The 12,414-nt window shown below is 57.0% G+C and carries 11 protein-coding genes; 6 read left to right on the plus strand and 5 right to left on the minus strand.

The window, feature by feature from the left end; all coding sequences use genetic code 11:
• Positions 1–18: 18 nt before the first annotated feature.
• Positions 19–1,506 (plus strand): UbiD family decarboxylase, encoded by a 1,488-nt coding sequence (locus DFO52_RS01705; RefSeq protein ID WP_133549024.1) that lies wholly within the window; start codon positions 19–21, stop codon positions 1,504–1,506.
• Positions 1,507–1,532: 26 nt separating this feature from the next.
• On the opposite strand, the gene DFO52_RS01710 is transcribed toward DFO52_RS01705, so the two are convergent.
• From DFO52_RS01710 to opgC, 5 genes are read right to left on the minus strand one after another with little or no spacing between them, the layout of a single operon-like run.
• Positions 1,533–1,958: an ATP-binding protein gene (locus tag DFO52_RS01710; RefSeq protein ID WP_133549026.1), complete on the minus strand. Its 426-nt coding sequence runs from the start codon at positions 1,956–1,958 to the stop codon at positions 1,533–1,535.
• Entirely contained in the window at positions 1,959–2,297 is a 339-nt protein-coding gene (locus tag DFO52_RS01715; protein ID WP_059346775.1) for an STAS domain-containing protein, read from the minus strand. It lies immediately after the preceding gene.
• Positions 2,287–3,501, minus strand: coding sequence for a SpoIIE family protein phosphatase (locus DFO52_RS01720; protein WP_029741303.1), 1,215 nt, complete (start codon positions 3,499–3,501; stop codon positions 2,287–2,289). The genes DFO52_RS01715 and DFO52_RS01720 overlap by 11 nt, the downstream gene beginning before the upstream one ends.
• A gap of 9 nt (positions 3,502–3,510) precedes the next feature.
• Positions 3,511–4,410 carry a hypothetical protein gene (locus DFO52_RS01725; RefSeq protein ID WP_121931797.1) on the minus strand — a complete coding sequence of 300 codons (900 nt, stop codon included), beginning with the start codon at positions 4,408–4,410 and terminating at the stop codon, positions 3,511–3,513.
• Between the two features lie 11 nt (positions 4,411–4,421).
• Positions 4,422–5,639 carry an OpgC domain-containing protein gene (gene opgC, locus DFO52_RS01730; protein ID WP_133549028.1) on the minus strand — a complete coding sequence of 406 codons (1,218 nt, stop codon included), beginning with the start codon at positions 5,637–5,639 and terminating at the stop codon, positions 4,422–4,424.
• A gap of 281 nt (positions 5,640–5,920) precedes the next feature.
• Here opgC and DFO52_RS01735 point away from each other — a divergent pair, with 281 nt between their 5' ends.
• Genes DFO52_RS01735 through DFO52_RS01755 form a run of 5 tightly spaced genes read left to right on the plus strand, consistent with a single transcriptional unit; the run spans position 5,921 to position 12,411 of the window.
• Positions 5,921–7,738: a cellulose synthase catalytic subunit gene (locus DFO52_RS01735; protein WP_133549030.1), complete on the plus strand. Its 1,818-nt coding sequence runs from the start codon at positions 5,921–5,923 to the stop codon at positions 7,736–7,738.
• Complete coding sequence (locus DFO52_RS01740; RefSeq protein ID WP_047647683.1) at positions 7,735–9,066, plus strand: DUF3131 domain-containing protein; 1,332 nt, start codon at positions 7,735–7,737, stop codon at positions 9,064–9,066. The genes DFO52_RS01735 and DFO52_RS01740 overlap by 4 nt, the downstream gene beginning before the upstream one ends.
• The gene (locus DFO52_RS01745) at positions 9,063–10,610 is read left to right on the plus strand and encodes a DUF3131 domain-containing protein (protein ID WP_133549032.1); all 1,548 of its coding nucleotides are present in this window, start codon (positions 9,063–9,065) and stop codon (positions 10,608–10,610) included. Before DFO52_RS01740 ends, DFO52_RS01745 begins: the two co-directional genes overlap by 4 nt.
• Positions 10,595–11,989, plus strand: a complete 1,395-nt coding sequence (locus tag DFO52_RS01750; RefSeq protein ID WP_133549034.1) for a DUF3131 domain-containing protein — start codon at positions 10,595–10,597, stop codon at positions 11,987–11,989. The genes DFO52_RS01745 and DFO52_RS01750 overlap by 16 nt, the downstream gene beginning before the upstream one ends.
• Positions 11,986–12,411 (plus strand): globin, encoded by a 426-nt coding sequence (locus DFO52_RS01755; protein WP_133549036.1) that lies wholly within the window; start codon positions 11,986–11,988, stop codon positions 12,409–12,411. The genes DFO52_RS01750 and DFO52_RS01755 overlap by 4 nt, the downstream gene beginning before the upstream one ends.
• Positions 12,412–12,414 lie beyond the last annotated feature (3 nt).

The following is a 12,414-nucleotide window of genomic DNA, read 5'->3' on the forward strand; positions in this document are numbered from 1 at the left end:
CAAACGAGGGAGGAAAATATGGAAAACCCGATCAACGATCTCCGCAGCGCCATCGCCCTGCTTCAGCGCCACGAAGGGCAGTATCTTGAAACCGATTATCCGGTCGATCCCAACGCGGAGCTGGCGGGGGTCTACCGCCATATCGGCGCGGGCGGCACGGTAAAACGTCCCACCCGTACGGGACCGGCCATGATGTTCAACAACGTGAAGGGCTATCCGGGCTCCCGCATCCTGGTGGGCATGCACGCCAGCCGCGAGCGCGCGGCGCTGCTTCTGGGCTGCGAGCCCTCTGAACTGGCAAAACACGTCGGTCAGGCGGTGAAAAAGCCGGTTGCGCCGGTTGTCGTTCCGGCCTCGCAGGCGCCCTGCCAGGAACAGGTTTTCTATGCAGACGACCCTGACTTCGACCTGCGCAAGCTGCTTCCGGCCCCAACAAACACGCCGATTGATGCCGGTCCGTTCTTCTGTCTGGGGCTGGTGCTGGCAAGCGATCCGGAAGACAGCTCGCTGACGGATGTCACCATTCACCGCCTCTGCGTCCAGGAGCGCGACGAGCTTTCCATGTTCCTTGCCGCCGGTCGGCATATCGAAGTCTTCCGCAAAAAGGCGGAAGAAGCCGGAAAACCGCTGCCGGTAACGATCAATATGGGGCTCGATCCCGCCATCTATATCGGCGCGTGCTTTGAGGCACCCACCACGCCGTTTGGCTACAACGAGCTGGGCGTCGCCGGGGCGCTGCGCCAGCAGCCGGTCGAGCTGGTGCAGGGCGTGGCGGTAAAAGAGAAAGCGATCGCGCGGGCGGAAATCATCATCGAGGGCGAACTGCTTCCGGGCGTGCGGGTAAGAGAAGATCAGCACACCAATACCGGCCACGCGATGCCGGAGTTCCCGGGCTACTGCGGCGAGGCAAACCCCTCCCTGCCCGTGATCAAAGTGAAAGCCGTGACCATGCGAAACCACGCGATCCTGCAAACGCTGGTGGGACCGGGAGAAGAACATACCACGCTGGCCGGTTTGCCGACGGAGGCCAGCATTCGCAATGCCGTTGAAGAGGCGATTCCGGGCTTCCTGCAAAACGTCTATGCGCATACCGCGGGCGGCGGTAAGTTCCTCGGGATATTGCAGGTGAAAAAACGCCAGCCGTCAGACGAAGGTCGTCAGGGCCAGGCGGCGCTGATTGCCTTAGCCACTTACTCGGAGCTGAAGAACATCATTCTTGTCGATGAAGACGTGGATATTTTCGACAGCGACGACATCCTGTGGGCGATGACCACCCGCATGCAGGGTGATGTCAGCATCACGAATATTCCGGGGATCCGCGGCCACCAGCTGGATCCGTCCCAGTCGCCGGATTACAGCAACTCGATTCGCGCAAACGGCATCTCCTGCAAGACCATCTTCGACTGCACGGTGCCGTGGGCGCTGAAGGACCGCTTCGAGCGCGCGCCGTTTATGGAGGTGGATCCGCGTCCATGGGCGCCGGAGCTGTTCGCTGATAAGAAATAGGGAAGTTTGGGCGTATGGCCCGCAGGTCATACGCTGATTTTCTTTTCAAGCGTGGCAATATTTTTATCCGCCTTTCGCTCCACCGAGAAACGATCGACGCTCAGCAAAATGAGCATCAGCCCCCTGCCGCTCTCAAGTAACGGCGAGATTTCGCAGAAGCGGTCTCGTCGGGCGGCCTCAAGCCGCTCCAGCGGGAATGCATCACCCGCTTCGGTAAAGACAACGCGGACAGTATGCTCCCGGATGTCGAACTCTACGCTAAATGCGCGTGAGGCATCCTCATGCAGCGCGTGCCGGATGATATTCGTCGCCACTTCACTGACGGCCAGATCGAGAGCGAAACGCCACTCATCGTCAACGGCAAGCGCGCTCAGACGTTCTCCCAGCCAGCCAGCAAGCGGCGTCAGGGAGCCGAGCTCTGCCGGAAATGCCGCATGCTCCGGCGTCAGCATCTACTGCCCCAGCTGCGCAAGCGCGCTGTTTTTATCCGGATAAATGCGGAATATGCGATCCATTCGGGTCAGGGTGAACATATTCATGATGCCGGGGTTCAGGGAGCACAGCGCCATTTCGCCTTTCCCGTTCATCAGCTTAAACAACGACACCAGCATCCCCAGCCCGCTGCTATCGATAAAGTCCACTTTGCTAAAATCGACAATTAAGGCTTTACGATCGCTGCCAATTTCTTCCGTCACAGAGGCCTTAAACGTCGCGGCAATGGACGCATCCAGCCGCCGGACCGCTGGCGTGAGAATGTTGGCATGCGGTAATCGTTCAGTGTTAATAATCATTCTGTTCTCCCTGACGCTCAATCACTAACAGTGAAACGTCATCGGTTAAGGCGGTCGGTTCATGTCTATTTTCATTGCGCCAGCCGGTCAGATGTTGGCCGAACCGCGGCAGGAGCTCGTCAACCGGCAGATGGGCATGCTCATGAAGCCAGCGTTCCAGACGTTGCGGGCCAAACTGCTCGCCCTTGCGATTCTCACACTCCGTGATGCCGTCACTGAATAAGCATAAGCGATCCCCTGGATTGAGGGTAAAAGCGACGTCCTCCCAACTGAGGTCGGGCATCAGTCCGACAGGCGACCCACCCTCGCCAACGTAAGTGACGGCACTCTCTGCGTTCACAATCACGGGAGTAGGATGCCCCGCCTGACACAACAACCCCTTACCACTGACGGGGTCGATCACGCCGTAGATGATGGTGAAATAGCTGGTGATGTCGTTTTCTTCACTGCAAAAGCGGCTGTTCAGTATTCTGATGACCTCAGCAGGCGACTGAATTCCGCCCTCTGCGGTAAACAAAAAACGGTCCACAACCCGGCCGTGCAGGAACTGACGCGCCACGGCGAGGGACATCATTGCTGCCCCTACGCCGTGACCGGACACGTCAACGCAGTAGAACCCCAGATGAGAGTCCAGAGGAAAAATATTGAAGACATCGCCCGATACCCAGGCAGACGGTAAGAAAAGCCAGTCGGAAAAGTAGTTCCCGAAGCGCAGCCGGTGTGATGGCAGAACCGAGTGCTGAACGCGCGCCGCCAGCTCAAGATCCTGTTCAATCTGGCGTAACGCTTCACTCAGGCGCTTATTATGCGCCGCAAGGGTCGCTTCCAGCGTCAAAATACGTACCCCGGCATGGAGTCGCGCCCGTAACTCAGCCTGTTCGACGGGCTTGCTTAAAAAATCATCCGCCCCGGCATCAAAACCCTGCGTTAAATCTCCTGCATTCTCGCGGGCCGTGAGCAGAATGATATACACATAGTGGCCAAACTGACGGCTGCGGATCGTCTGACAGAGCGTAAGCCCGTCCATTTCCGGCATCTCCCAGTCGCTTATCACCATACTGATCGGCTGGCTGGACAATATTTCCAGCGCGGCGACACCATTTTCCGCCTCGCTCACGATATACCCCCACTGGGTGAGCATTCGGGAGAGTAACCGACGATAAATCAGCGAATCTTCAACGATTAACACGTGCAGCGCTGACATGTATCCCTCCTATAGCGGTAAGAACCAGATGAGACTCACGGTCCCTTCCCTGAATTTTGCGTTACCGTTGCCGTGCCCCGGATAGCGCGTCCCCGCATAGTTCGCGTACTGGATGGAGAACGAACCTGGCGTATAGCCCGCATAGCCAAAGCTGTAGCTGTAATCGCCGTTCCAGGGCTGCTGCTGGCTGCTGTCCGGGAACCAGAACGCCGTTGCGCGAACGAAGAAATGTTGTTTGAAGGTATAGCCGCAGCCGCCGAGCATGACGTTTTTATTTTTACGGATGTCATCGCTGCTGAGGTCGTAGTAGCGCGGAACCCAGCTGTACCCGACCTGACAAATGATAGAGTCGCCTTTATTAATCAGGAGCGTGTTTTCAACCGGTTTCGGTAGCGAAAACTTGTAGGCCAGGGTAAAGGCGCCCTGTTCGAAATAGGTGTGTCTCCGGCTACCCGACGTCCAGAAGTGGTTATCGCCGTAGTTGCCGTAGACCAGGCTGAACGTATTGGCATGCCAGTCGTCATAGCCAAAACTGTAGCGAAAATCGGCGGTATAGCGGTTGGTATCTCTGACCGGCAACCGGGAGGTGATGTTGGCAAACCAGAAGCTGTAGGGGGAATACTGCAGACTAAGATTCAGCGTCTGGTTAATTTTTTTCGCCTGCGCGGCGCTGTCCGAGCTGTTGGGCACGCTCACCATCTGCTCTTTCAGCCCTGAACTGAAGCTCAGGGCGCCTGAAAATTTCTTGTCATTGCCTGAGAACAGACGCCCCCACCGGCTGGTAAACACGCCTGCCTGAACGGGTTCGCCGTTCTTATCGCGCAACGTCTCTTTCTCACTGCTTTGCGCCGCATCCGCCGCGGGTATTGCGGCGAGTAAGACGCCCGCCAGGAGCCATTTTTCGCGCATAACCGCCATCCTTAGTTAGGTATCCAGCGTGCGGCGACGTTGTATTTTGCCATGAGCCACAAAATGCCCAAAGCCGCAGCATGCACTAATGTATTTTCTATCCAGGCATGACGCCACAAATCGAAGGTGATGAACTGACTGACCAGCAGCACCACGTACACATGCAAAATGAAGGTATAAAGCGAGTGCTGGCCTAACGGAATAAGAAACCATCCCAGCAGGCGGTTGAGCGGCGTCCAGCAGTATGTCAGCACCAGATAGACGGTAACCATCAGGGCGATATCGTTTAACACCCGCACCGGGCCCAGCCCATTTTTCGCCGCCCAGGTGTGATAAAAGGTGTTGAAGCTGTCAGGCGGGATCACGTGAATCAGCAGCGCGGGGGGCATAAACGGGTTGGTATGGTTCTGTGCTATGAACCCCAGAATGAGCGCCACTATCACCAGCGCAACCACCACCACTTTACCAGCAGGCGTGCGTGCGAAAGAGATCAGTTCGGCTTTATACCAGCCGCTGGCCATGCCCAGAACAAAGATGAATTGCCAGGCCAGAAGCGGAAAGGCAAATTCGAACTCCGACGGCGTCAGCCGGAGCGGCCACCGCTGCCACAGGCCGTACACCAGCAGAGACGCCCCCAGCAGCCACCAGACGTTACCCTTCTGTAGCATCCCCAAAAATAGTGGGCTGAAGAGCAGCAAAAAGATATACAGCCCCAGAATTTGGGTCTGATGAGGGCCAATCTGCAAATAGAGGATAATGTTGAACCAGGTCTCTTTTATTTGCGGCGTGACCGGATAAAGCGACCAGCTTTCACCCGAAAAGCGGTCGGTAAAATGAGTAACCTCGAAAAGATTAATATGTGGGATATATGCCATGAGAATAAAAGACACTATGATAATGATATTTACACGATATATTTTCCACGCTCTAAGATAAAGCCCCCACGAAACCGTGAGTAATACCACTTTTTGCAGGCGAGCGCGATTCAACATCCCCAACATAAATCCCGAGAGAATGACAAAACCTTCTGCGCCGGTTGTTAACCCAAAGCGCTCCCAGGAGAATATATTAAATACCGACATAACCTCCGTATGCGCCACGACCATCATGACGAGGGCAATGCCGCGCATAAAGTCAATTCTCAGGTCCCTGACCCCTGCAATGGCATACCGCCATGATGTTGATTTGGCTAGATCTTCTTGCGCGATAGACGGCGCAATATGGCTCATAGGATGTCCTTTGCCTGGAAACGAAAATTAACGCCTAAATAAAGTAGATAGCCTAAAGGAATAGTAACCGCAATTTATCACGGACAGATGAGACGAATTAAGCAGAATTTAACCTTAATTAACCCCCACTAAATAATAGTCATAAACGTGGCTGGACACTTTTATTCGGCGTTCTACACTTATCTTAAATCTTGTTTAATCGCTATTTTCTTTCGCTTTTGGGCAACTGCCTGCGCAGCAGAATGGCTCTGCATTTTCACGGAATCAGGAACGCCGGAACTATGGATTTTTATTTTTCCCGTTTTGAACATCGTCGACCTCCGGAACCGTTAAAAACGCCGCGCTGGGTAATGATGACCTGGCAGGTGTTAGCGGTCGCGGCGCTTATTCTGGGCGCAAATTATATTTACTGGCGCTGGACCGCCTCCCTGAATACGGACGCGCTATGGTACGCCATACCGCTGGTACTCGCCGAAACCCTGGCCTGGATCGGTACCGTGCTGTTTACCATCAACTTATGGAAAGAACAGGATCCTCCCCAGAGTCCACCTCCGAGCGAGATTAACGACTGCCTGTTATCGGAGGAGGCCGTAGAGCCCCGTCCCGTTAAGGTGGATCTGTTCATTGCCACCTACTCCGAAGACACCGAGCTGGTGAGGCTGTCCATTCGCGACGCCCTGAAGATGGATTACCCGTACCCGATTGACTACCGGATCCACGTCCTCGATGATGGCCGTCGCCCGGAGATGAAAGCCGTTTGCGATGAGGAAGGCGTCAATTACATCAGTCGACAGACCAACATCGGCTTTAAGGCCGGTAACCTGCGCAATGGTCTTGAGCAAACCGACGGCGATTTTATTGTCATCTGCGACGCCGACACCCGGGTATTTCCCACCCTTCTCAGCCATACGCTGGGCTATTTCCGCGACCCGGACGTGGCCTGGGTGCAGACGCCGCAGTGGTTTTTCGATCTTCCGGAAGGAGAAAGTTTGTCGCGCTGGGGCAAGCGGAAAGCGGGAAAAGTGGGCTATGGCCTGGGCTGGCTGATTCAAAAGTGTGTCGGCCCGGTCACGGTTGGCCGCGACCCGTTTTTTAACGATCCGCGCATGTTCTATGACGTGATCCTGCGGCGGCGCAACTGGGCGAACGCGGCGTTCTGCTGCGGCGCGGCGTCCATCCACCGTCGTGAGGCGGTCATGCAGGCCGCGCTGAGAAGCTACGTCTGGTCCGTCGAAGAGGAGATCCATCGCCATACCCGCGACATCCGCGATGACGAAACGCGGAGCGCGCTCCAGGAGGCGATGCGCCCGCACGTGGCATTTGACACCGAACTCACGCCCTACAAGTTTCACGTCTCCGAAGATATTTACACCTCGGTACTGCTGCACGGTGACGCCGCAAGACGCTGGCGTTCGGTCATGCATCCGCGCGTTGAGTCGAAGATGCTCTCTCCGCAGGATATGCTGACCTGGATGATCCAGCGCTTTAAATACGCCGCAGGTTCACTGGATATTTTATTCCATGACAACATCTTCAGCCGTCGTCGCTTCAGGCTTTCACTCCCCCAGACGCTGATGTATGCCACGACCTTCTGGTCCTATATGGCCTGCGTGTGGAACACGGTATTTTTGATTTCACCGATTATTTATCTGTTCACCGGCATTCCGCCGGTATCGGCCTGGTCGACGCCGTTCTATCTCCATTTTCTCCCCTTTTTTATTTTCTCCGAACTGGCCTTTATGTTCGGGACATGGGGGATTTCGGCCTGGGACGGCAGGGCCTCCTACCTCTCCTTCTTTTCCATGAATCTGCGCGCGCTCAATACGGTGCTGCGGGGCGAACAGATCAAGTTTCACGTTACGCCAAAAGAGAGGCAGACGGGCCGTTTTCTCTATCTGGTGAAGCCGCAGATTGCCATTGTGGTGCTGACCCTGGCAGGGCTTGTCTGGGGAGGCATTCAGGTTGCACGCGGACAGGTCGACGATCCTTCTGGCTACGTCATCAATATTTTCTGGGGAGGAGTGAACATCGTCGCCATGCTGCCGCTGATATTCGCAGCCATGTGGACGCCCGCCGAAGACGATGAGGTCACCCAATGAGAATACGTGATGCCCTGCTTTCCGCGCGCAGTTATCTCACTATTCTGCTGGGGTTCCTGCTCGGCTTTGCCATTGTGGTATGGGTTGAGAAACAAATGCCTTCGCGCGTGGAAAGCAGCGGCGGCATCGCGCTCAGTAAAGATTTCCCTCCGCTGCCCGCGAAACGCGGGCTGACCTATGACGAGGCCATCTGGGCGCGGGTGGCCTGGCAATACTATGTGAACAATACCCAGCCAAATGGTCTGGCGAATGCCAGCGACGGTGAGCCCTGGCTGAGCCTCTGGAGCGTAGGGAGCTATCTGTTTGCGGCCGCTGCCGCAGAGCAGCTCAATATCATTTCCACCGATGAGTTTGACGAGAGGGTCAGCGCGGCCCTGTTTACGCTGGAGCAGCTGCCGCTTAATGAGAAAGGCCTCCCTGCCGCGTATTACCATGCGGACACCCTCAAAATTCTGGGAAAACCTGACGCCTCCGCAATAGGCCTGAGCCGCCTGCTGACGGCGCTGCAGACCATTCTGTGGCGCTATCCTCAGCACGCGGCGGCCATCCGCGATCTGTTTAGCGTCTGGCGCACCGGCGCGCTGATGGAAAACAGCACCCAAAGCCAGGCGGCGGTACCGCTCCATCACTGGACGCTGGCTGCCGACGAGCAGCGAGACAGCTTTGGCTACCGGCTCTATGCCAGCCATACGCTGCGCTTGATTGACAGTGCGGCGGGACTGGCGGTCACCAATCCGCCCGAAGGGCAAAAGATGATCGACCTGGACGGGATCATGGTTCCCGATGAAGGGCTGCGCACGCCCTGGGGCAAGCAGACCTCCCTGATCAGTCTGCCCTATCTGCTAACCGGACTCGAACTGGGTTTTGACGCACAGAGCGCTGAAATTGCATGGCGGATTATGCAGATCCAGCAGCGGCGCCACGGTCTGCGCAGCCCAAAACCACCTGTCAGCACCGATTACGCCGAACCGGCGCCGGATTACGTTACCGATCTGCCCAACAGGCAGCCGGTTCAGGCGCGCGCCCTGCGCGAAGAGGTCCCGGAGAAGGTCGCGATCGCCTCCACCCGCACCGCGTTTGCCTGGTATGCCCTGTTCCGCAATGGCTGGAGCGAGGCGCTGCGCCAGCAGGTTCTGCCGCTTCTGGTGCCGGGTAAAGGCTGGCAGCGCGGCTTCAATCTTAATAACAGCGTTAATAGCGTCGTGGACGCCGACACCAACGCCATCGTGCTTGAAAGTCTGTCCTACATCGCGCACGGCCAGATGCTCTGTCTGGCCTGCCTTAACACTGCCCCCCATTCATCCACTCCAGCAGGAGCAACGCCATGAAGCCACGATCCCCGATCCTTTTCCACCTGCTCACGGGAATAACGATCTGCTGGCTGGCGATATCGACCGTGCGTGCGGAAACCGAGCTGCCTGCATCAAGTTACTCGCCGCGCAGCGGCGAGCTGACGGCCCGAGAGATGACCATTGCGAAAAACGCCTGGCAGTATTTCGTCTCCAACTATCAGCCCACGACGGGGCTGGTAAATGCGGTCAACAAATATCCCTCCACCACCATGTGGGACAGCGCATCCTATCTGGCCGCCATGACCGCAGCGCGCGAGCTCGGGATCATAGATAAAGCAGAGTTCGACCGCCGGATGCTGAAATTCCTCGCCACGCTTAACACCCTGGTGCTGTTTCGCAACGAGCTGCCCAACAAAGCCTATAACACCATCAGCGGCCAGAAGGTGGACTACACCAACAAGCCCGGCGAAATTGGCTTCTCGGCCCTGGATATCGGGCGAATGCTGGTCTGGCTGAAAATCATCAAAGAGCGTTACCCGGAATACGGCAACAGCGTTGATAACGTGGTGCTGGGCTGGGATTTCAGCCACGCGATCGACCCCTGCGGCACGCTGTATGGCGCCTATCTCGAAAACGGCCAGCCGAAGTATGTTCAGGAAGGTCGACTGGGCTATGAAGAGTACGGAGCGGCAGGTTTTCAGCTGTGGGGGTTTAATACCTGTAAAGCCAGCCGTCCGGAGCCGTATGAGCTGGCCGAGATCTACTGCGTGCTGGTTCCGTATGATTCACGCGACCCGCGCAATACGTCGCAGCATAACTATGTTGTGACGGAATCCTACCTGCTCTACGGCCTGGAGTTCGGCTTCGATAAGCCGACCGATCGCGATAACGCCCCGCGCGACTACTCCCTGACGTGGATGAAAAACTTTGCCGATCGCGTTTATCAAGCTCAGGAGAACCGCTATACCATCACCGGCGTGCTCACCGCGCGCTCTGAGCACCAGCTCGATAAAGCCCCTTACTTCGTCTATGACACCGTCTTCAGTGACGGGTACAACTGGAACACGATCACCGACAAGGGCCAGTTCGTTCCTAACGCTGCCGCCATTTCACTGAAGGCGGCGCTGGGGATGTGGGTCCTGTGGAACTCGCCTTATACCGACCGCCTGCTGAACACCATTGAAAATGCGAACGAAGAGGGAAAAGGCTACTACGAAGGGCTGTATGAAAACGGTGACGGGCCGATCAAGGAGTTCACCGCGAACAATAACGGCATCATGCTGGAAGCCTTGCTGTTCAAAAAAGAGGGCAAACTGCTGGCCTTCAACACCGACAACCCGAAAAGCAAGGATTTTGCGCCGTCGCTGTGGGATCAAAAGCTGCTCGATCAGTTTGAAGAGAATAACGCGCTTCGTAGCCGTCCGTTCCTGACCAGCACGCCGGCCGTAAAAAGCTGGTGCGACCGGACCGGCGTCACGCAGCGCACCAAACCCGCCTGCCAGGCCTGTCAGTGCGCGTCATGCAGCGCGGACGAGCCGGTTAAACTGCCTCCGGTAACTGCGCAATGCTTAAAACCTTAGCCAGAGGGCTCGCGGGATTAATCCTCGCAGGTGTGGTCATCTTTGCTCTGTTTGGCCATCAGGGGGCTGGCTGGCGCTGGCTAATCAATGGCGGCTGGCACTCCAGCGCGCGTATCGCTGCCCTGACGCCGGAAGAACAGAAATGGGCGGCGATCGCCTGGCGCTATTTCGTCAATAATACCCAGCCGCAAACGGGCCTGGTCAACGGAAGCGACAAACAGCCCCGCGTCACGCTCTGGCAAATGGGCGATACGCTTATCGCCCTGCTGGCGGCAAAAGAGCTGGGGCTGATTGATGAGGCCGAGTATGACGCCCGCCTGACGCGGCTGATGGGCACTCTCAACCGCCTGATGCTGACCGAGACCCGAACGCCAGGACGGCTCTATTCCAGCCAGACGGCGGCGCCGATCGACTTTAGCGGCAAGCCCGCTAAAAATGGCTGGTCCGCACGCGACATGGCTCGCCTGATGCTCGCCCTGCGCCTCACCGCTGAGCGGGAGCCGCAGTACAGCGAGTATCTGGATAAAATCATTCTGCGCTGGAACTTCTGCCCAGTCATCGATGGTGAAGGCGAACTGTGGTCCTCTTCCCTGCAAAACGGCCAGCCGGTGGTCCGTGAGGAGCTGCGCCTGGGCGAAAGCGAATATGCCGCGACGGCGTTTCATCTGTGGGGATTTTCCCCGGATAAAGCGTTTACGCCACCGATGCACCACGTCATCATCGCTCAGCGGCGCGTTGCCGTGGACGCCCGCGATCCGCGCACCACGTGGCAGCCCTCCCTGATAACCACCCTTCCCTATATGCTGCCGGGCCTGGAGTTTGGCTGGGAGCCGGAAGGCGTTGCGGCCGATCTGCAAAAGCGCCTGCGCAAGCAGGCGGAAAACGTCTGGCTCAGCCAGAAAAGCCGCTGGGAGACCGATAAAATCCTGACGGCCAGAGCGGATTTTTCACTGCCTCAGGCCCCCTGGCATATACAGGATACGGTCTGGGGAAATGGCTATGCCTGGAACTCTGTTGGCGATGATGGCCGGGATTACACCCGCTTCGCGCAGGTGTCGACAAAAGCGGTTTTTGCTCTGTGGGCCTTGTGGGATACCTCTTATACTGACGTGCTGATGTCGGTCACCGAGCACCTTAACGATCCGCCGAGAGGCTGGTACGAAGGCCGCCTTGAAGCCACGGGCGATACCAACGCCTCCCTGACCCTTTCTACCAATGCCACGGTTCTGGAAGCCCTTTTCTTTAAGCACAATGCCGGGCCGCTGTTTGACATCCGCCGGTCTAAGAAAGAGAGCTACTTTACGCGCCGTGTAGCAGAGGAATATACGCCAGTCGGGCACTGTCTGCCGGGCGAAAACGCCTTAAGGAGGACGCCGTGAAGTTTTACCGCGATCTGTTTGAATCCAGTCTGAACCGCGTCTTTCCGGATAATGACAAAACAGCTTTTTTTCAGACGTTCTATGACGCCTTCGTCCATATGTCACCCGAGACGGAGCAGCATTTTTCTCGCCTGCCGGATCGGGAAGGCCAGCAGACCCTGTTTAAAAGTTTCTTCGCCATGCTTGCGGTAGACGGCGCCCTGATCGTACCTGATTTTCTCGAGCGGCTGGCGCGGGAGCAAAGCGACGACGGCCTGCACCTTCCCCCACGATTTTTCGCCCTCTGGCGCGAAGCGATGTTGAACGCGGTGAGCCAGCGCGACCCGCAGTGCGACGATGAGATCCAGACGGCCTGGGCGATGGCGATAGCGCCCGGGCTGGAATACCTGCGCCGACAGGCCGAACTGCACTACCGCGCATAGGGA

Origin of the sequence: Enterobacter sp. AG326 (assembly GCF_004362415.1) — a bacterium.
Lineage (GTDB): Bacteria > Pseudomonadota > Gammaproteobacteria > Enterobacterales > Enterobacteriaceae > Enterobacter > Enterobacter asburiae.